This is a genomic window from Knoellia sp. LjRoot47, from assembly GCF_964253435.1.
Taxonomy (GTDB): Bacteria; Actinomycetota; Actinomycetes; order Actinomycetales; family Dermatophilaceae; genus Knoellia.
On the sequence record NZ_CAXUQS020000001.1, the window covers coordinates 98,105 to 118,245 of the forward strand.

Sequence of the window (20,141 nt, forward strand, 5' to 3'; positions counted from 1 at the left end):
CGGCCTCGTCGCAGGACGTCACGTCGGGCTGACGGGCACCGCTGCGAGCCACACCTGCAACGGCAGGGTGACGAGGTGGTCGGGGCGCCGCTCGAGCAGCCGCGCGTCCTCGAGCACGGTCGTGTCGAGGGCCAGCCGGGCCGCTCCCGGTGCGAGCGACTCGACGACGTCGGGTGAGTCCGCACCGAGCAGGAGCAGCCGCCCCCCGCCCTCGTCGACACGCTGTGACAGCGCCGCGACCGACGCCGCCAGCGCGGCGTCGTCCTTGCGCACGGCGGAGGTCGTCGAGAGCGCGACGCGGCCGCACTGGCCCCTGACGACCTGGGGCCACTCGTTGGCCGCGCGCGAGTCGACCGCGAGCACGACGTCGTCCTCGCCGAGCTGCAGGCAGATCCCCTCGACGGCGTCCAGCTCGCCGAGCTCGACGCGCTCGGCCCGGTGCGGCCACGTCGCCATCGCCGTCGGCACGATCGTCGCCGCGGCGAGCGCCACTCCCGCGGCGACCGCGACGGCCACGGGAGCGCGTCGCGAGAGGTGACGGACGGCAAACGCGGCGGCAGCCACGCAGAGGACGACGACGAACGGCAGGACGATGAGGAGGCGGCGCTCGGCCCACGGGTGGTCGGGCGTGATGCCGGGACGCCAGAGGGTGAGCACCGTCGACCCGGCCCCGACGAGCAGCGGCCCGGTCCACGGCGGGAGCGTCTCCCCTGCCGTCCACCTCGACGCCGCGACCCGCACGCACCACGCGAGGGAGGCGAGCGCGATGACGAGCGCAGGCACCCCGACCCACCACGACAGCCAGGTGACGGTCTGCTCGGCGTAGGTCCGCCCGCCGTCCACCGTGAGCCCCTGCCGCAGCTGGAGGCCGGCGACGACGCGCGACCCGGGGTCCTCCGCCGACTGTCGCACCGTCTGCCAGAGCGGACGGCTCGCGAGGAACAGCCCGAGCAGGACGACCCCGACCGCGAGCGCATCGGGCAGTCGGCGCGAGATCGCCTGCGGCACAGCGCCTCCGCGCTTCCGCCACCACAGCAGCCCGAAGGTGAGCAGACCCATGAGCACGCCCAGCCCGACGAGCGGGACGAGGCTGGCGGCGATGGTGCCGAGGTACTGGTTCGACAGCCACAGCGCCGCGACACCCGCAAGCACCGTCGACACCCCGGCGCCGAGCAGGGTCGCACGCATCCACCGCTGCCCCTGGGCCAGCGCGAGCGCCGCGACGGGAACGAGCAGGATCGTCTCGCGCAACCCGTCGATCCGTACGAACGCCGTCCCCCCGACGAGGACACCGGCGAGCAGGGCCGCGCGCCCGATCTCCGCCCGGGCGCTGCGCCGGGCCGCGATCGTCAGGGCGAGCAGCCCGCCGCCGAGAGTGACCATGGCGAGCGGCTCGGAGTACGTCGAGCGCGCGGTGTGCAACACCGGGAAGAGCAGCGCGACACCGGCCGCCGCCAGCGGCGACCAGCGCGGCGCCCCGATGCGTGCCGTGAGGAGGCCGACGCCGAGGATGCCGATCGCCGACATGAGTGCCGGCAGGAGCATCGCCCCCGCCGGGCCGCCGAGCCACACCCCCAGCGACCAGATCGCCCCCGGACCGATGACGAACTGCGGCTGGACCGACGGCCCCTGCCACGAGTCGACCTCGTAGAACGCGGGGCTCGACAGGGTGATCCCGTCGATGTCGAGCAGGTCCGCGCCACCGAAGCGGTCGAGGTCGGCGGGCACGACCCGGCGGTGCGTCTCGGCCATGGAGATCGCCGTCTGCAGGTAGCTGCCTGAGTCCCGCCGCGGCAGCACCTGCTCCGAATGCGTTGCGGCAGACCAGATCCCGGCACCCAGGCTCACCGCGGCGAGGAGCGCGGCAGTCCAGACGGGCACCGACCGCGACGGTATGCCGTGTGCCCACCAGCCGCTCGCGCCCGCGAGGACGGCGGCCAGAGGGAGCACGAGCCACGGGTACCAGCCGCCGATGCCGGCGAGGACGACGGCGAGCAGCGACATCGCGACCACCCAGGTGGCGGCACCCAGGACGAGGGTCTGGAGCCAGTGCCCGCACCCGCGTTCGTAGGTCGTCGTGGGCAGGTCGTCGTCGGCGACGAGCGGCGAGCGGCTCATGGTCGCCCACGCTAGCCGCCCACGGCTCCGTAGGCTGCAGACGTGACCCGACCCGCCGACGTCCTCCAGCAGATGCTCCGCTCCGACTCCGCGAAGCCGCGGATCACGACCTACGACGACACCGACGGCCCCACCCGCGGCGAGCGCATCGAGCTGTCGGCGCGGGTCCTGTCGAACTGGGTGAGCAAGGCCGCCAACGCGCTGCAGGACGAGTTCGACGTCGCACCGGGCTCAGTCGTCCACCTCGACCTGCCGCCGCACTGGCGCACGGCCTACTGGGCGCTGGCGACGTGGTCCGTCGGTGGCGCCGTCGCGCTCGACGACACCGAACCTGCGGACCTGCTCGTGACGACCGCCCCTGACGCCGCGGCCGCGAGCGACTCCCCCGCCGTCCTCGTCACCCTCGCCGGTCTGGCCCGTGCCGCGGCCGTGCCGGTCCCTTCCGGCGTCATGGACGAGGCCAAGGAGCTGAGCACCCACGGCGACCAGTTCGCCGCGTGGGAGGAGCCGGCCGACGACGACCTCGCGCTCGTCCACGGGGGTGGGCGGACGGCATACGCCGAGGTCGTCGTCCCGCACGCGAGCGCAGGCGAACGCCGGCACCTCACCACGACGAGCACGGCCGACTTCCTCGCCGCCTGCCTCGCCCTGTGGGCGAGCGACGGCTCGGTCGTGCTCAGCCGGGGCGCGGCGCCGGCGGACGTCCTCGCGGACCGATCGCGCACCGAGGGTGCCGTCGGCCCCTGAGGGTCACCTCTGCTTCTCGAGGGCCTTCCACGTCAGGGTGGCGACGACGCCGGTCGACGCGAGCTTGGCGCGCTTCTGCGCCGCCTTGACCGCCGTCTCGGTGCCGGGGCCGAAGACCCCGTCGGCCGTGATCCGCAGCGCCCGCTGGACGGCGACGACCGCGGCACCCTTGGAGCCCCGCTTGACGACGGTGTTCCAGTAGGGCAGCAGCGGGTGCACGTAGCGCTCGACCCGGTCCCAGGTCGTGCGGTCGACGATCCCGTTGTCGGGAAGCTTGACCGAGCGCTGGAAGACCTTGACCCGCGCGACGGTCGCCTGGCCGTAGGAGCCGTCGACGGCGAGGCCGCCGATGCTCGCCTGCAGCACCTTGACGGCGGTCCCCTTGGACCCGCTGCGCATGAGGTAGCCCTTGTATGCCGTGATCTCGGTCGTCGGGGTCGTGCTCGCCGGAGGCGTGGTCGTCGGCGGCTTGGGCGCGGGCGGGGTCGTCGTGGTCGGCGTGCCGGTGGACGTCTGGCCCATGAGGGCCGACCAGGTCGATGCGGCGACGACGCCGGTCACGGTGAGGCCCTTGGACTTCTGGTACGCCTTGACCTTGGTCTCGGTACCGGGGCCGAACGAGCCGTCGGCGCCGATCGCGAGCGCCTTCTGCAGAGCCGTGACGGCCGCACCCTTGGACCCACGCTGGAGGACCGTCGTCGCGAACTGCTGGAGCGGGTGCGCCGTCGGCGAGGCCGGGGTCGTGCCCATGAGCGCCTGCCACGTCGACTTCGCGACGACGCCGGTGGGGCTGATCTTCTTCGACGCCTGGTAGGCCTTGACCTTGGTCTCGGTGCCGGGGCCGAAGCTGCCGTCGGCCGAGATGCCGAGGGCCTTCTGCAGGGCCACGACCGCCGCACCCTTGGAGCCGCGCTGCAGGACCGTGTTGACGTAGGCCGAGAGCGGGCTGGTCGTGGTGGTCGAGCCGCCGTTGCGCGACGGGACGAGCTTGAGGCTCACCATCTTGGTCCACGTGGCGTTGTCGAGCTGGCCCGTCAGGGGCACGGCGTTGCGGGTCTGCCACGACTTGAGGGTGGTCTCGGTGGCGGCACCGAACTGGCCGTCCTTGGTGAGGCCGAGCACGCCCTGGGCGAGCATGACGTCCTTGCCGGTGTCGCCACGCTTGAGCAGCGGGTAGCCGCTGGCGGTGAGCGGCGGGGTGACGACGGGCAGCGGTGCGCCGGCGTTGGTCGTCGGGCCCGTGAAGCGGACCTCGGTGAGGGCCTTGCCGGTCCACCACGACGTCTGCTTGTAGGCGCCGTCCCAGGTGAAAGAGATGTGGATGTGGTCGGTGTGCGGCGAGACGCCGCTGTAGGGCGCCCAGCCACGACCGGGGTCGTAGGCGCGCCACATCTGGCGGTTCCAGATGATGTAGTTGATGCCGAACCGGCGGGCCATCGCGCCGGGGCGACCCTCGGAGTCGGGAGCCGACAGCCAGCGGGTGATGGCGTTGCCCAGCGCCAGTCCCTCCGCCGTGTTGGCGTTGTTCATCCAGTCCAGCGCACGACCCTCGCCGTGCTCGGCCGCGCACGTGCGGTTGATGCCGTAGATGTGCCGGCCGTAGTGGCTGTTGAGGAGCTGCGCGAACGCCGTGGGACCCGGCAGGTCACCCGTGAGGCACCGGTAGCCCGCCTGGTACTTCGGCGCGATGTCGAGGTCGGCCGGCAGCGACTTGGTCGGCGGCGGCGGCACGCTCGCGCCCACGGCCGCGACGGCGCTGCCGCCCGAGACCGAGAGGCCGAGGGGGATCGAGAGCAGGGAGACGGAGACGGCACCGAGGGCGCGAACGGGTCCTCGGGTCGACGTGGCAGGCAGGGTGGCGCGCGTCAACGAAAGCTCCTCAGGGGCGAGCACGACAGGGGTGGACACGTGGCCGGGAGTGACATCACAGCCGTCACTCCAGACACGTTGGCTCGATAGTTGTCCCATCAGTCACACTGGTTTCGCAAGTGAATGGAGCAAATTACACGCATGTACTTCGTCAGACCCCCCTTCCCGCCGAAGAATTTGCGGCAAGGTCGTGGTCTCGCCACAGGATCCACGGAGGGTGTCGTCACCCCATGACCCACTCGGACCACTGGACCCCCACCACATCGGTACCCTCCCCCGCGGGAACTAGAGTGCCCGGCATGGACAAGGTCGTCTCCTCTGCAGCCGCAGCCCTCGAGGACGTCCGCGACGGTGCCAGCCTGGCCGTCGGCGGGTTCGGGCTCTGCGGCATCCCCAGCGTTCTCATCGCCGAGCTGCACACCCGGGGGGTGCGTGACCTCGAGGTCTTCTCCAACAACTGTGGCGTCGACGACTGGGGCCTCGGCATCCTCCTCGGCGCCAAGCAGATCCGTCGGATGGTCTCGTCGTACGTCGGCGAGAACAAGGAGTTCGCCCGCCAGTACCTCGAGGGAGAGCTCGAGGTCGAGCTGACCCCGCAGGGCACGCTCGCCGAGCGCCTGCGCGCCGGCGGTGCCGGGATCGCGGCCTTCTTCACCCCGACCGGCGTCGGCAGCCAGGTCGCGGACGGTGGGCTCCCCTGGCGGTATGCCGCGGACGGCAGCGTCGCGGTCGCCTCACCTCCCAAGGAGACGCGCACCTTCGGCCTCGGTGGCGAGGAGCGGACCTTCGTGCTCGAGGAGGGCATCACCGCCGACTTCGGCCTCGTGCGGGCCTGGAAGGGTGACCGCCACGGCAACCTCGTCTTCAACAAGTCCTCGCGCAACTTCAACCCGCTCTGTGCCATGTCCGGCCGGGTGACGGTCGCCGAGGTCGAGGAGCTCGTCGAGCCCGGCGACCTCGACCCCGACGAAATCCACCTGCCGGGCATCTACGTCCAGCGGGTCGTCCCGCTCACCCCGGAGCAGGCCGCCGACAAGCGGATCGAGAAGCGCACCGTGACCACGCAGACCCCCAAGGAGGCCTGAGCCATGCCGCTCACCCGTGACGAGATGGCCGCCCGCGCCGCGTCCGAGCTCACCGACGGTTCCTACGTCAACCTCGGCATCGGACTGCCGACCTTGGTCCCCAACCACGTCCCCGACGACGTCGAGATCGTCCTGCAGTCCGAGAACGGCATCCTCGGCGTCGGCGCCTACCCGAGCGAGGACGCGGTCGACCCCGACCTCATCAACGCCGGCAAGGAGACGGTGACGACCCGTCGCGGCGCGAGCTACTTCGACAGCGCCACGAGCTTCGGCATGATCCGCGGCGGCAAGGTCGACGCGGCCATCCTCGGCGCGATGCAGGTCTCGCGTGGCGGCGACATCGCCAACTGGATGATCCCCGGCAAGATGGTCAAGGGCATGGGCGGCGCGATGGACCTCGTCCACGGCGCCAAGCGGGTCATCGTCCTCATGGAGCACGTCGCCAAGGACGGCTCCCACAAGATCGTCGACGAGTGCGACCTGCCCATCACGGGTCTCGGCGTCGTCCAGCGCATCATCAGCGACCTCGCGGTCATCGACATCACCGCCGACGGCCTCGTCGTGCGCGAGCTCGCGCCGGGCGTCACCGAGGACGAGCTGCGCGACAAGACCGGCCCCGAGCTCACCTTCGCCCTCGACGCCTGAGGCCGCTCCGCGTCGGCCGCACTCCGCGCTCCGCGCTCACTGCGCGACCCAGACAGACGACGGCGGCACGACCGGGAGGGTTCCCGGCCGTGCCGCCGTCGGTCGTCGTGCGCCCGTTGCAGGGCTCACTGCACCGTGTCGGTCACCTCATGACGGACTGCTGCAGGCGCCCCGCGACGAGTGGCGGGACGCTCCCCTCGCCACCCATGACGGTGACCCGCTCCAGGCCGGCGCGCGAGTCGAGCTCGGTCGCCACCTCACCCGGCACGCCCGTGGGACGGACGTAGAACAGCTGCCGCCCGAGCTGGCCGCCGGAGAGCGCGTCGGCCAGGGCCTCCGGGGCACCGGACGAGGCGAGGACGTCACTGCCGTCGACGCCGTTGCGCGAGCCCCACTGGGCGACGGCGACGGACACGGCATACCGCGAGGCTCCGCCGAGACGCGTCGGTGACGGGAGCTGCGCCATGACCTCGTCCGAGACGGAGGCCGGCCCACCGGCCACGGTGGTGCGCTGCACGCCGAGGTCGGTGAGGGCCTGCGTGGTCGCCGGCGACGGCGTCGCTGCCGGCGAGAGCAGGATCGGGCGAGCCAGTGAGGACGCGAGTCCCGACGTCACGAGTCCGTCCGCCATCGCGTCCTGCTTGCCGCTCGCGACGAAGACGTCGGGAGCGCCACCGGGCGCCGCGGCCCGGGCGACGTTCGCCGCCACGGCGTAGCGGTCACGCCCGCCGAACCGCTCGACCGAGGTGACGCCGAGCGCCTTGAGCTGGTCGATGACGACCTGACCCACGGAACCCTCGCCACCCACGACGTATGCCGTCCGCGCACCTCGGCGGGTCAGCTCGGTCCGCGTCGCGGTGGGAAGCCCGGTCGCGTCGGTGAGGAGGAGGACGGCGTCCTTGGCCCGCGCCAGCGGTGCGGACACGAGGGCGTCACCCATGGCGTTGTCGCGACCGTTGGCGATGACGACCGAGGTCGTGCCGGAGTCGGCCTCCCGGCTCGCGGCGACGGCGACGTCGAACCGGCTCGCGCCACCCAGGCGCGGCGGGCAGTAGCCGGGGGGCGCACCGGGGGCGTCACCGACGGTGACGGCCGTCTGCCACGGGGTGGCGATGCTCGTGCTGCCCGAGCCCGCCGTGGCCGTGAGCGTCAGGGTGTAGCCGCCGGGCGGGGCCGCGGCGGACCCGATCCGCCCGTCCCAGGTGGCGGCGAGCGAGGTCGCCGCGGAGGTGCCGGTCCGGGTGGTGAGCACCGCGCCGGAGCAGACCGACCGGACCTCGAGCCGCCAGGCAAGCGCCTTGGACGTCGTCGCCGAGATCTTCGCGGCGCCACCGGTGCCGTAGGTCCACGACGTCCGGTCGACCCGAGGCGCGTAGAACATCGCGCCCTGGGCGGTCTTGATGCGCGGGCGGAGCGTCTCGATGCGGTTGTAGAGCACGGTCCCCGGGCACTCGGTGCCCTTGCCCGAGTCACCGAAGTCGCGGTGACCGGACACGTTGCGGAAGACCTTGGTCGGCGAGCCGTCGGCGTCGGTCAGCGTGGTGGTCGAGGTCGGGTCCACGTGGGCCAGACCGAGCTTCCACGCGAACAGCGAGGTGTAGGCGCTCTCGACGGCGGCCGGAACCGCGGTCGAGTTGTAGTTGCCGATGGCGGCCATCGCGAACGAGTGCGAGTTGTAGCCGAGGGTGTGGGCACCGACGACGGCGCGGTCCATGCCGCCCGCTCGCCCCTCCCACATCCGGCCCCACTTGTCGACGAGGAAGTTGTAGCCGATGTCGTTCCAGCCCAAGGACTTCACGTGGTACGTGTAGATCCCGCGGATGATGCCGGGGACGTCGCCGGTGCCGTAGGAGTTCGAGCCCGCCGTGTGGTGGACGAAGCCCACGTCGATGTGCGCGTAGTTCGGCGAGCCCTTGCGGATCGACTCGTCGGCGCCCCAGTCGGCCCGGGTCCTGATCGTCGGGCGGACGCCCGCGGCTCCCGCCGACGGCAGCGCCGGCTGGCTGTCGGCACGCGAGGCGCCGGGGTCGATGAGGTCGACCTGCAGGTCACGCGGCGCCTTGCCCGAGGTCGTCACGACACCCACCTGGAGGTCGTCGACGTCGTCCCCCACGACGAGCGGCGCACTGCCGTGCCGGGCCCCCGCCGCCTCGGTGGTGCCCTCGTCGGGGCCATGGCTCGCGTCGACGTGGAGCTCCTCCCAGGCCGACCACCGCCCACCGCTGCGGGTGCGGACCTGGACGTCACCCACCTCGGTGCCACTGGCCTCGTGGGCGTCCCAGGTGACACCCACGATCGAGCTGTCCCCCACCGGGATCGCCGCGGAGAGCGCGGCGACGCGCATCCTGTCCTCCACCGGCACGGAGTCGGCGGCGCCGCGGGCGCGGGCGTCGACCCCCGTGAGCGGGATAACGTGGTTCTGCGTGGGCACCGGCGCCGGCTTGGCCGTCGTGGGCAGCATGGGGGCGACCGTCAGGGTCGCCGCGACGGTGGCGACGACGAGGGCACGCCGCCCCCACGCCGTGCGAAGTCGTGCGGTGGCGGGTCGTGCAGGGAGCATGGCAAGCCCCTCGGGTTGGGGTCGGAGACCCGAACAGGCTACCCAGATGGGTGGATATCTGCCTCATGAGCACCACCGTGCACATGGCTCACTGTGACCACATCGGTATGAGCCCGTCCACCCCTGAGCACGCGACGGCCCCGACGGCAGTGCCGTCGGGGCCGTCGCGGCGTGTGGGGTCAGTGCGCGGTGGCCAGACCGATCACGCGGTGCGGGACACCCTCGAAGCGAGCGGCGTCGGTGACCTTGCGGCCGTCGACGATCGCCTTGAGGCCCGGAAGGTCCGACGCGGACAGCTCGCGGTACTCGGCGTGGTCGGCCTGCACCACGGCGGCGTCGACCTCGTCGCCCACGTGGTACGGCGCCCAGCCGAAGCCGGCGATCTCGTCGTCGGTGTACATCGGGTCGTGGACGAGGACCTCGGCGCCCTTGGCGCGCAGGGCGTCGACGAGCGGGAAGACACCGGAGAAGGCGGTCTCCTTGACGCCACCGCGGTAGGAGGCGCCGAGGACGGCGACGCGGGCGCCCTTGAGGTCGCCGTAGGCGCCCTCGAGGAGCAGCGTGGCGTGGTCCGGCATACCCATGTTGGCCTCGCGCGCAGCGCGCACGACGGTCGCCTCGGGGTCGTTGAAGAGGTAGAGGCGGGGGTAGACCGGGATGCAGTGGCCACCGACGGCGATGCCCGGGCGGTGGATGTGGCTGTAGGGCTGGCTGTTGCTCGCGTCGATGACCTGGTGGATGTCGATGCCGTTGCCCTCGGCGAACTTCGCGAACTGGTTGGCGAGGCCGATGTTGACGTCGCGGTAGGTCGTCTCGGCGAGCTTGGCCAGCTCGGAGGCCTCGGCCGAACCGAGGTCCCAGACGCCGTTGCCGCGCTCAAGATCGGGGCGGTCGTCGAAGTCGAGGACGGCCTCGTAGAACTCGGTGGCCTTGGCCGCACCCTCGGCGCTCAGGCCGCCGACGAGCTTGGGGTACTTGCGCAGGTCGGCGAAGACGCGGCCCGTGAGGACCCGCTCGGGCGAGAAGACGAGGTGGAAGTCCTTGCCCTCGACGAGGCCGGAGCCCTGCTCGAGCATCGGCTTCCAGCGGGTGCGGGTGGTGCCGACCGGGAGCGTCGTCTCGTAGGACACGAGGGTCCCGGGGGTGAGGTGCTCGGCGATGGACGCCGTCGCGGAGTCCATCCAGCCGAAGTCGGGCTGCCACGTCTCGTCGTTGACGAAGAGCGGGACGACGACCACGACGGCGTCGGCACCGGGGATGGCCTGCGCGTAGTCGGTGGTCGCGACGAGCTTGCCCTCGGGCACGAGCGTCGAGAGGCGCTCGTCGAGCTCGGCCTCACCCGGGAAGGGCTCGCGCCCCTCGTTGACGACGTCGACCAGGGCCTGGTTGACGTCGACTCCCACGACGTCGTGGCCCTTGCTCGCGAACTGCACGGCGAGCGGAAGGCCGATCTTGCCGAGGGCGACGACGGCAATCTTCACGGGGTGACTCCTTGGATCGGGGTTCGCGGTGCAGGGCAACGCGGTGCTGGGCATCGGGCGCCATCGTACCGAGCGATCGGACCACCGACGTCACCCGCGGACCTCCCGCCGCCGCCCCCGGCCCTTGCCACCCCCTAGATTGTCCTCCGTGAAGGTACTCAGCATCGTCGGCGCCCGCCCCCAGTTCGTGAAGCTCGCTCCCATCGCCCAGGCCCTCGCAACCGCCGGCCACGAGCACGTGATCGTCCACACCGGACAGCACTACGACGCGAAGATGTCCGACGTCTTCTTCGAGGACCTCCAGATCCCGGCGCCCGACGTGCACCTCGGCGTCGGCTCGGGCTCGCACGGCGTGCAGACCGGCTCGATGCTCACCCAGCTCGACGCGGTCCTCGACGAGCACGACCCCGACTGGGTCCTCGTCTACGGCGACACCAACAGCACGATCGCCGGTGCGCTCTCCGCGGTGAAGCTGCACTACCCCTTGGCCCACCTCGAGGCCGGCCTGCGCTCGTTCAACCGCCGCATGCCCGAGGAGCACAACCGGGTGCTCACCGACCACGCCGCCGACCTGTGCCTCGCCCCGACCGAGGTCGCCCGCCAGCACCTGGCCGACGAGGGCCTCGGTGAGCGCGCCGTCGTCACCGGCGACGTCATGACCGACGTGTGCCTCGCCACCGCCGAGCGGGTCAAGGACGTCCCACCGGGCCTGCCCGAGGGCGTGGAGGCGGGCGGCTACGTCCTGTCCACGATCCACCGCGCCGAGAACACCGACGACCCCGCGCGCCTCGGCGCGATCGTCACGGGCCTCGCCGCCCTCCCCTACCCGGTCGTGCTCACCGCCCACCCGCGCCTCGTCGCGAAGGCCAAGGAGCACGGCATCGACCTCACCCAGGGTTCGCTGCACACGATCGAGCCCCTCGACTACCCCGCGATGGTCGGCGCGATCCAGCACGCCAAGGCCGTCGTCACCGACTCCGGTGGACTGCAGAAGGAGGCCTTCCTCCTGCGTACCCCGTGCACCACGGTGCGCACCGAGACCGAGTGGACCGAGACCGTCGACCTCGGCTGGAACGTCCTCGCCCTCGACCTCGACGGCCTCACGGCCCTCGTCGACCGCGCCGACCCCGAACCCACGGACGCCGCGCCCTACGGCGACGGCAACGCGGCGCAAGCCACCGTCGCAGCCCTCGCCGAGCACCTGCCCCAGCGCTGACCCCGATGGCCGCTCCGCACCTGCTCTACCTCGCGTGGGGTTTCCCGCCGGCGGCCAAGTCGTGCACCTACCGGCTGCTCGCGACCGCCAACCTCTTCAACCGCCACGGGTGGCACGTCACCGTCGTCACGCTCAGCGAGGAGGCCTGGCGGCGTGAGCACGGACTCGACCTGTCGCTGAGCGCCCTCGTCGACCCCGACATCGACGTGGTCCGCCTCCCGCTCATGCGCGAGGACCTCGAGACCGACATCCGCACCTACGCCAAGGAGCGCGCCCAGCGGCCGCTGTCGTGGCTCAAGCGGCACCGCCGCGAGGACGAGGAGACGTTCCCCGAGCCGGTCTTCGGCCGGTGGCACGACGAGCTCGTCGCCCGCGTCCGAGAGGTCGACGACGCGCACCCCGCCGATCTCGTCCTCACGACGGCGGCGCCCTACACGTTCTTCGCGCCGGCGCTCGACCTGCACCGGCGCACCGGCGTCCCGTTCGTCCTCGACTACCGCGACGCGTGGGCGATCGACATCCTCAATGACGTGCCCGCCTTCGAGCCCGACAGTCGCAAGGGCCGCATCGAGGCCGCGCTCATGGAGTCGATGCACGAGGCATGGTTCGTCAACACCCCGATCCGTGACGCCTATGCCGAGCTCTACCCGGCGCGGGCCGACGACCTCCACGTCGTGCGCAACGGCAGCGACCTCGACGACCTCGACCGCCCGGCGCCCCGCACACCCGACCCCGAAGTGGGTCTCACCTTCGGCTACCTCGGCACCATCACCTTCGGCGCCGAGCTCACCCGGGCCGTCTGCGAGGGGTGGCGCCTCGCCCGGCGCGACGACCCGGTCCTCGCGAGGTCACACCTCGAGTTCCGCGGCCACGTGGGCGCGGGCTCGGCCCGCGGCAGCAACGCCCACGCCCGGATCATCGACGAGTTCGCCGACGACGGTGTCAGCCTCAGCGGTCCGGTCCCCAAGGCCGAGACCCCTGCCGTGTATGCCGGCTGGGACGCCCTCGTCCTCTGCCTCGTCGGCGGTCGCTACGTCACGTCGGGCAAGGTCTACGACTACGTCGCCACCGGGCTGCCCATCGTGTCCGCCCACGCCCCCGACCACGCCGCGGTCGAGATCCTGCGGGACTACCCGCTGTGGGAGCCCAACGACGACCTCACCCCGGAGGCCGTCGCGCGCGCCTTCCGGGCCGGGGCCCGCCGCGCCCTGGAGGCGACCGCTGAGGAGCGTGCCGCCGCCCTGGCCTACTCCCGCCGCTACGAGCGCAGCGCCCAGATCGTGCCTGCCGTCGAACGGCTCACCCACGCCCTCGTCCCGGAGGCCGGCGCATGAGCCGCGTCGTCGTCGTCGCCACCCGACCGGCAGCCCTCCTGCTGGCGCACTCGATCCAGCGTCTGCGGGCGCACGGCCACGAGGTCACCCTCATCGGTCCGAGCGTCGTCGGCCCCGAGGTCGTCGCCGCGGCCGACCGGCACGTCGTCGTGCGCCGTCCGGCGGGCCGTGGCCCTGCACCTGCCGGCCTGGTCAAGGGCCGTCCGCGGTGGGTGCTCCACATCGCCCGCGGTGTCCTCGACAAGGCCGTGTCCGCGGCCGGCAACCGCACCCTCGGGCCGGGCACCCTGTGGTGGTACGGCATACGCCGCTCCTCCGAGGCCCGCGCGGCCCTGGCCGGCGCGGACGTCCTCACGGCGGCGGACGCCAACGCGGTCTACACCGTCTGGTGCGCGGCCCAGGACAACGCGAGGGCCGATGCCGTCAACGGCATCGGCCCCACGCTGGATCTCGTCCTGGACGGTGAGGTCAGAGCGTGACGGTCTGACCCGTGCTCGCCGACTCGATGCAGGCCTCGGCGACACGGACCGTCTGCAGGCCCTGGGTCATCGTGACGATGTCGGCCTCCTTGCCGAGCACCGCGTCGCGGAACTGCTCGTGCTCGACGCGCAGCGGCTCGGGCTTGGAGATCGCGTAGCGGACGACGTCACCCTCGGAGACGCCGCGGAAGTTCGCGATGTCGTCCCAGGTCGTCTGCACCTCGCCGTTGGCGTAGAAGGTGAGGTCGGCGGTGAGGGTGTCGGCGACGAACGCGCCCTTCTCACCGGTGATGATCGTGACGCGCTCCTTGAGCGGCGACAGCCAGTTGACGAGGTGGTTGGTCACCACGCCGTTGGACAGCTGGCCGGTCACCGCGACGAGGTCCTCGAACTCGCGACCGCTCTTGTATGCCGTCCGCGCGGCCACCGAGGTGAAGGTCTGCTGCGTGACCCACGCGGTGAGGTCGATGTCGTGCGTGCCGAGGTCCTTGACCACGCCGACGTCGGCGATGCGTGCCGGGAACGGGCCCTGGCGGCGAGTGCTCACCTGGTAGACGTCACCGAGGTCGCCGGCCTCGAGGCGGCGGCGCGCCTCCTGCAGGGCGGGGTTGTAGCGCTCGATGTGGCCCACGGCGCCGACGAGACCCTTGGCCTCGAACGCCTCGGCGACCTTGGTGGCGGCCGGGGTGTCCTGGGCGAGGGGCTTCTCGATGATCGCGTGGACGCCCGCCTCGGCGAGGGCGAGGCCGACCTGCTCGTGGTAGATCGTCGGGACGGCGACCATGCAGTAGTCGATGCCCTGCTCGATGAGCTGCTCGACGCTCTCGAGGACGGGGCGACCACCGGCGATGCCGTGGACGTCGCCACCCGGGTCGGCGACGGCGACGAGGTCGACGCCGGGCAGGCTGCCGAGCACGCGGCCGTGGTGGCGGCCCATCATGCCGAGGCCGATGAGGCCGGCGCGCAGGTTGGCCATCAGGCACCTGCCTTGGCGAGGGTGTTGACGCCCCCGACGATGCGCTCGAGGTCGGACTGGCTCAGCGACGGGTGCACCGGGAGCGAGAGGCACTCGGCGGCGGCCTTCATCGTCTCGGGGAGGTCGGCGTCGGCAGTGCCGCCGGCGAACGGCTTGAGCTGGTGGTTGGGCACCGGGTAGAACATGCCCGAGCCGACGTTGAACTGCTCCTTGAGCGCGGCGGCGAAGCCGTCACGGTCCTCGGGTACGCGCACGGTGTACTGGTGGTAGACGTGGACGGCGCCGTCGGCGACGGGGGGCGTCGTGACGCCCTCGAGGTTCGCGGTGAGGAAGGCGGCGTTGTCCTGGCGGGCCTTGGTCCAGGCGCCGACCTTGGTGAGCTGGACACGGCCGATGGCGGCGTGGATGTCGGTCATGCGGGTGTTAAATCCGACGACCTCGTTGTGGTACTGCTTCTCCATGCCCTGGTTGCGGTAGAGACGCATGAGGCGCTCGACCTCGGCGTCACCCACCGAGACCATGCCGCCCTCACCGCTCGTCATGTTCTTGGTCGGGTAGAGCGAGAACATCGCGAACGTGCCGAACGCACCGACCGGCGTGCCGCCCAGCGAGGCGCCGTGCGCCTGCGCGGCGTCCTCGTAGACCTGGAGGCCGTGCTTGTCGGCGATCGCCATGATCTGGTCCATCTTGGCGGGGTGGCCGTAGAGGTGGACCGGCATGATGCCGACGGTCTTGTCGGTGATCCTGGCCTCGATGGCGGCCGGGCTGATGCAGAAGTCGTCGGCGTCGATGTCGGCGAAGACAGGCGTCGCACCGGTGAGGGCCACCGAGTTGCAGGTCGCGGCGAAGGTGAAGGACGGGACGATGACCTCGTCGCCGGCCTTGACGCCGCTGGAGAGCAGGCCGAGGTGCTGGCCGCTCGTGCCCGAGTTCACGGCCACGCAGGCGCGACCCAGCTCGAAGTGCGCGGAGAACTCCTCCTCGAACGCCTTGACCTCGGGGCCCTGGGCGAGCATGCCGCTGCGCAGGACGCGGTCGACAGCGGCGCGCTCCTCGTCTCCGATGAGCGGCTTCGCCGGGGGGATGAACTCGTTCACTTCGGGGCCTCCGTCAGGCTCTCGTGGTCTTCGATGTAGGTCTCGCCGGTCTTGGGGCAGACCCAGGTGCCGGGCTCGTCACCGGCCTCGAGGGGGACGCCAGCACGGCCGACCCACCTTATCCGCCGGGCGGGCACCCCCGCGACGAGGGCGAAGTCGGGCACGTCCTTGGTGACGACCGACCCGGCGGCGACGAGCGCCCAACGACCGATGGTCACCGGAGCGACGCAGACGGACCGAGCACCGATCGACGAGCCCTGCTTGCAGGTCACGCCCACGGCCTCCCAGTCGTCACCGCGCTTGATCGTGCCGTCGGGGTCGATGGCGCGCGGGAAGTAGTCGTTGGTGAAGACGACGGCGGGCCCGACGAAGACGCCGTCCTCGAGGACGGCGGGCTCGTAGACGAGGGCGTAGTTCTGCAGCTTGCAGTTGTCGCCCATCGTCACGCCGGTCCCGACGTAGGCGCCCCGTCCGATGATGCAGTTCGTGCCGAGGACCGCCTTCTCACGGACCTGGGCCAGGTGCCACACGCTCGAACCGTCACCGATCTGTGCCGCCTCCGACACATCGGCGCTGGGCTGGATGCTCACTCCCACGAACGGGCTCCTCATCTCGTCTTCAGGTGGTCGCCACCTCGCAGGGGCGGCGACGCGGCGGGATTCCGCCGCCCACGGCTGCGCCGTAGTCTGCCACCTCCGCCGGGGCCGGGCCCCGGCCCGCTCCTCGTCCCGAGGCCGGGGTTGTGCCCGCCAGCCGGTATCGTGAACGACCCGGGAGCGCCCCGCCCCAACGGGCCGTCCCGCCCGAGACCGCGACCCCGACACGGCCAGGAGCACTCTGCGTGGACCAGCCCACGACGCCCTCGACCCGAGGCGCCAGCCCCGGCGCCCTCCCGATCCCGCACCGCGAACCAGTGGCCGCCAAGGTGGCCAAGGCCGTCAAGCGGCGCGCGACGTCGGTGCCGAGGTCGCCGGGCGAGGTGCGCGAGCGCGCCCTGCGGGCCCTCGACCGACGCGTCCTCGACGTCCCCCGGCGGCGCGACGCCCTGATCTCCGGCACCATCGCCGCCAGCCGCGTCCCCGGCGCCGGCCAGGCGGCCGCCACCGGTGCGGCCTGGGTCGGCGAGCGCCTCACCCGTCGCAAGGCCCCGACCTCCGCCTACCGTCTGTATGCCGGCGTCGGACCGTCCGTGCCCGGCTCCCGCGGCCTGGTGCTCCGGGTCCGCAAGGCCGTGGCCGACCTCAGCGCGGGCACGCTGCCGCCCGACACCGCCGAGCTGGTCCGGCTCAGCGTCGCCGAGGCCGACGGCGCGTACAACCGGCGCGACCACGACGCCGCCGGTGGGCACCTCCAGGACGCGTTCGACCTCCTCTTCCACCGCTACTTCCACTTCGAGGGCCTCGCGTCCCCCTACGCCCAGGACCCCGTCGGCTACCTCGCTCCGCTGCGCGTGTCCAAGGCGTTCCAGGCCCTGTCGACCCCGACCGAGCGGACCCGCACCCACGCGGAGCCCGACATCTCACGACCGCACCGCCTGCTCGTGACGACGGTGAGCAACTTCAACTTCGCCCGAGGCATCATCGACGAGTGGTCGCAGCGCGACGACGTCGAGATCCGCACCCTCGACCTGCGCACCGTGCCCAAGGGTCCGTGGGAGGCAACTCCCCGCAAGCTCGTCGCCAACCGCCTCAGGCAGGCGGACGGCATACCGTTCACGGTGCCCGCCGAGGTGCGCGAGGACTTCGACTGGGCCGACACGGTCTTCACCGAGTGGGGCCATCGCGCGATGGTGTGGACCTCGATGCTGCCCGACCTCAGGGCGCGCACGGTGAGCCGGATCCACAGCTACGAGGCGTTCACGCAGTTCCCGCACATGACCGACTGGAGCGGCATCGACGACCTCGTGTTCGTCGCCGAGCACATCCGCAACCTCACGCAGGTCGGGACGCCTGCGGTGGACTCCGGGCCCACGCTGCACGTCATCCCCAACCGCAACGTCCTCGGCGACTACGCCCGGCCCAAGCGCGGGTCGTGGGAGCGCACCATCGCGCTGGTCGGCTGGGCGCAGATGGTCAAGGACCCGCTCTGGGCCCTCGACGTGCTCGAGATCCTGCGCAACCACGACGACCGGTGGCAGATGCGGCTGTTCGGCTCCGAGTTCGCCCCCGTCGAGCAGCTCACCGCGACCGCGCGCGACTACCGCGACCAGGTGACCCAGCGCATCGAGGACCTCGGCCCCGGTGTCCGCAAGATGGGCTACAGCAAGGACGTCGGCCACGCCCTGCGCCGCGTCGGCGTCATTCTCTCGTCGAGCCTGCGCGAGGGCACGCACGAGGCCGCCATCCAGGGCGCGGCCAGCGGCGCCCTGCCCGTCATCCGCAACTGGCCGTTCGTCGCGGCCTACGGCGGACCCCGCACGATGTTCCCGGACTCGTGGGTCGTCGAGACGCCCGAGGAGGCCGCGCAGCGCATCATCGAGCACACCGACGGCATCAGCCTCGAGGAGTCCGCCCGCGAGAGCACCGAGTGGACCCGCGCCACCTACGACTGGTCCGTCGTCGGACCGAAGCTCGAGCACCTCCTCCTCCGCCCGGAAGGCACCACCACCGCATGAGCGACCAGCCCCACCTGCTCTACCTCGCCTGGGGGTTCCCGCCGGCGGCCAAGTCCTGCGTCTACCGCAAGCTGGCCACGGCGAACGCCTTCGTGCGCTCTGGCTGGAAGGTCACCGTGGTCACGCTCACCGAGAGCGCCTGGCGTCGTGAGCAGGGCCTCGACAGCTCCCTGTCCGACCTCGTCGACCCGCGGATCGAGATCCACCGGCTCCCGCTCTACCGCGAGGACTTCGAGACCGACATCCGCACCTACTCCGAGCTGCGGGCGCACCAGCCCGGTCGCTGGCTCAAGCAGCACCGGCGCGGCGACACCGAGCAGTTCCCGGAGGTCGTGTTCGGCCGCTGGCACGACCAGCTCGTCGAGTCGGTGCGCGAGATCCACGACGCCATGGACACTCCCCCAGACCTGCTGCTGACGTCGGCGTCGCCGTACACGTTCTTCGCGCCGGCCCTCGACCTCCACAAGCGCAACGGCCTGCCCTACGTCATCGACTACCGCGACGCGTGGGCCATCGACATCCTGCGCGACGTGCCGGCCTTCGGGCCCGACTCGCGCGCGGGCGTCTTCGAGCAGGAGCTCGTCGACCACGCCACCGAGGCGTGGTTCGTCAACCGCCCCATCCGGGACGCGTATGCCGGTCTCTATCCCGAGGCCGCCGACCGCATGCACATCGCGCGCAACGGCAGCGACATCGCCATCGGCACCAACCGGATCGAGCACAAGGTGCCCGACCCCGAAGCCGGCCTCACCTTCGGCTTCCTCGGCACGGTGACCTTCGACGCGCACCGGATGCGCGCCCTGTGCGAGGGCTGGCGCCTCGCCCGCGAGGACAACGAGGTCCTGCGCCGCTCCCGGCTCGTCTTCCGCGGGCACCTCGGGTCCGGCTCAGCGCTCGGGATCAACGCCCAGGCCGCCGTCATCAACGAGTACGCCGAGCACGGCGTGAGCTTCGGCGGGCCCGTCGCCAAGGCCGACACCGCTGCGGTCTACGAGAGCTGGGACGCCCTCATCCTCTGTCTCGTCGGCGGCAAGTACGTCACCTCCGGCAAGGTCTTCGACTACATCTCCACCGGCCTGCCGATCATGTCGGCGCACGAGTGGGACCACGCCGCCACCGAGATCCTCGACGGCTACCCCCTGTGGGTCCGCAACGACGGCGTCGACGCCGAGGACCTCGCCGAGGCCTATGTCGCCACCGCCGAGCGGGTGCTCTCGGCCACCGAGGAGGACCGGACGGCGTCCAAGCGCCACGCCGACCAGTTCGAGCGCTACGCCCAGCTCCAGCCCGCGGTGGACCGTCTCACCGAGCAGTTCGCCCCCGGCCTGGACCACGCCGAGCTCGACGCCGCGGACCTCGCGCCGCTCGAGGCCTCGCCCAAGGGCAAGGACTTCCACGTCGAGTCCCCCGTCGTCCAGCACGCGCGCGGCGAGCAGGTGACGATGGTGTTCACCGTGCCGATCCCCAAGGTCGTCCGCAGCCAGATCCAGCGTGTCCGCGACAACGGTGGCCGGCTCCACCTCATCGGTCCCCAGAGCGTGGCTGACGACGGGCTCGCCGAGCTCGCCGACACCGTCACCCTGCTGAGCCGGCCGACCAACGCCGTCGCCGTCGACCGGCCGTTGCGCAAGTACTCGCCGCGCTGGGCCAAGGTCGTCGCCCAGAACACCGTCCAGCGTCAGTTCATCCGTCGCCAGGTGGGCAAGCACGGTCTCCCCCACGGCTGGTGGATCTCGATCCGGCGCAACCCGGAGGCGATGCGCCACCTGCGCGAGGCCACCGTGCTCACGGCCCTCGACCAGGGCGCGGTCTACGCCGTCTGGAACGCCGCGCGCACCAACGCTCACGCTCCTGCGATCAACGGCATCGGACCGACCCTCGACGAGCTCGGCCTCGGCCGCGGCTGACGCTCCCCGGGCC

15 protein-coding genes are annotated in these 20,141 nt (G+C 71.9%); 8 read left to right on the forward strand and 7 right to left on the reverse strand.

Annotated features, from left to right (window positions below; translation table 11 throughout):
• Positions 1 to 18 precede the first annotated feature (18 nt).
• Positions 19 to 2,118, reverse strand: coding sequence for a hypothetical protein (locus ACSQ11_RS00435; RefSeq protein ID WP_436001990.1), 2,100 nt, complete (start codon positions 2,116 to 2,118; stop codon positions 19 to 21).
• 42 nt (positions 2,119 to 2,160) lie between these two features.
• On the opposite strand from ACSQ11_RS00435, the gene ACSQ11_RS00440 reads away from it, so the two are divergent.
• Entirely contained in the window at positions 2,161 to 2,865 is a 705-nt protein-coding gene (locus ACSQ11_RS00440) for a TIGR03089 family protein (protein WP_436001992.1), read from the forward strand.
• A 3-nt stretch (positions 2,866 to 2,868) separates the two neighbouring features.
• Here the strand turns inward: ACSQ11_RS00440 and ACSQ11_RS00445 are convergent, their stop codons facing one another.
• A complete protein-coding gene (locus ACSQ11_RS00445) occupies positions 2,869 to 4,734 on the reverse strand; it encodes a peptidoglycan-binding domain-containing protein (RefSeq protein ID WP_436001994.1) in 1,866 nt (621 codons plus the stop codon).
• Between the two features lie 299 nt (positions 4,735 to 5,033).
• Between ACSQ11_RS00445 and ACSQ11_RS00450 the strand changes: the two genes are divergently transcribed.
• Together ACSQ11_RS00450 and ACSQ11_RS00455 are read left to right on the forward strand one after the other, a co-directional pair.
• Entirely contained in the window at positions 5,034 to 5,819 is a 786-nt protein-coding gene (locus tag ACSQ11_RS00450; protein ID WP_436001996.1) for a CoA transferase subunit A, read from the forward strand.
• Positions 5,820 to 5,822: 3 nt separating this feature from the next.
• Positions 5,823 to 6,464, forward strand: coding sequence for a 3-oxoacid CoA-transferase subunit B (locus ACSQ11_RS00455; RefSeq protein ID WP_436001998.1), 642 nt, complete (start codon positions 5,823 to 5,825; stop codon positions 6,462 to 6,464).
• A 142-nt stretch (positions 6,465 to 6,606) separates the two neighbouring features.
• On the opposite strand, the gene ACSQ11_RS00460 is transcribed toward ACSQ11_RS00455, so the two are convergent.
• Positions 6,607 to 9,024 carry a cell wall-binding repeat-containing protein gene (locus ACSQ11_RS00460; RefSeq protein ID WP_436002000.1) on the reverse strand — a complete coding sequence of 806 codons (2,418 nt, stop codon included), beginning with the start codon at positions 9,022 to 9,024 and terminating at the stop codon, positions 6,607 to 6,609.
• Between the two features lie 179 nt (positions 9,025 to 9,203).
• The gene (locus ACSQ11_RS00465) at positions 9,204 to 10,505 is read right to left on the reverse strand and encodes a nucleotide sugar dehydrogenase (RefSeq protein WP_436002002.1); all 1,302 of its coding nucleotides are present in this window, start codon (positions 10,503 to 10,505) and stop codon (positions 9,204 to 9,206) included.
• 148 nt (positions 10,506 to 10,653) lie between these two features.
• Between ACSQ11_RS00465 and wecB the strand changes: the two genes are divergently transcribed.
• From wecB to ACSQ11_RS00480, 3 genes are read left to right on the forward strand one after another with little or no spacing between them, the layout of a single operon-like run.
• Complete coding sequence (gene wecB / locus ACSQ11_RS00470; protein WP_436002004.1) at positions 10,654 to 11,721, forward strand: non-hydrolyzing UDP-N-acetylglucosamine 2-epimerase; 1,068 nt, start codon at positions 10,654 to 10,656, stop codon at positions 11,719 to 11,721.
• Positions 11,722 to 11,726: 5 nt separating this feature from the next.
• Positions 11,727 to 13,055, forward strand: a complete 1,329-nt coding sequence (locus ACSQ11_RS00475; protein ID WP_436002006.1) for a glycosyl transferase — start codon at positions 11,727 to 11,729, stop codon at positions 13,053 to 13,055.
• Positions 13,052 to 13,534: a hypothetical protein gene (locus ACSQ11_RS00480; RefSeq protein WP_436002008.1), complete on the forward strand. Its 483-nt coding sequence runs from the start codon at positions 13,052 to 13,054 to the stop codon at positions 13,532 to 13,534. The genes ACSQ11_RS00475 and ACSQ11_RS00480 overlap by 4 nt, the downstream gene beginning before the upstream one ends.
• Here the strand turns inward: ACSQ11_RS00480 and ACSQ11_RS00485 are convergent.
• The 3 genes from ACSQ11_RS00485 to ACSQ11_RS00495 are packed head-to-tail and all read right to left on the reverse strand — an operon-like array spanning position 13,524 to position 16,218.
• On the reverse strand, positions 13,524 to 14,510 hold the full coding sequence (locus tag ACSQ11_RS00485; RefSeq protein WP_436002010.1) for a Gfo/Idh/MocA family protein: 987 nt from the start codon (positions 14,508 to 14,510) through the stop codon (positions 13,524 to 13,526). The two genes, ACSQ11_RS00480 and ACSQ11_RS00485, sit on opposite strands and share 11 nt — an antisense overlap.
• On the reverse strand, positions 14,510 to 15,607 hold the full coding sequence (locus ACSQ11_RS00490; RefSeq protein WP_436002012.1) for a DegT/DnrJ/EryC1/StrS family aminotransferase: 1,098 nt from the start codon (positions 15,605 to 15,607) through the stop codon (positions 14,510 to 14,512). Before ACSQ11_RS00490 ends, ACSQ11_RS00485 begins: the two co-directional genes overlap by 1 nt.
• The gene (locus ACSQ11_RS00495; protein WP_436002014.1) at positions 15,604 to 16,218 is read right to left on the reverse strand and encodes an acyltransferase; all 615 of its coding nucleotides are present in this window, start codon (positions 16,216 to 16,218) and stop codon (positions 15,604 to 15,606) included. The genes ACSQ11_RS00490 and ACSQ11_RS00495 overlap by 4 nt, the downstream gene beginning before the upstream one ends.
• 230 nt (positions 16,219 to 16,448) lie before the next feature.
• Between ACSQ11_RS00495 and ACSQ11_RS00500 the strand changes: the two genes are divergently transcribed.
• A complete protein-coding gene (locus tag ACSQ11_RS00500) occupies positions 16,449 to 18,221 on the forward strand; it encodes a hypothetical protein (RefSeq protein WP_436002016.1) in 1,773 nt (590 codons plus the stop codon).
• Positions 18,218 to 20,128, forward strand: coding sequence for a hypothetical protein (locus ACSQ11_RS00505; protein WP_436002018.1), 1,911 nt, complete (start codon positions 18,218 to 18,220; stop codon positions 20,126 to 20,128). Before ACSQ11_RS00500 ends, ACSQ11_RS00505 begins: the two co-directional genes overlap by 4 nt.
• The last annotated feature ends 13 nt before the right edge of the window (positions 20,129 to 20,141 follow it).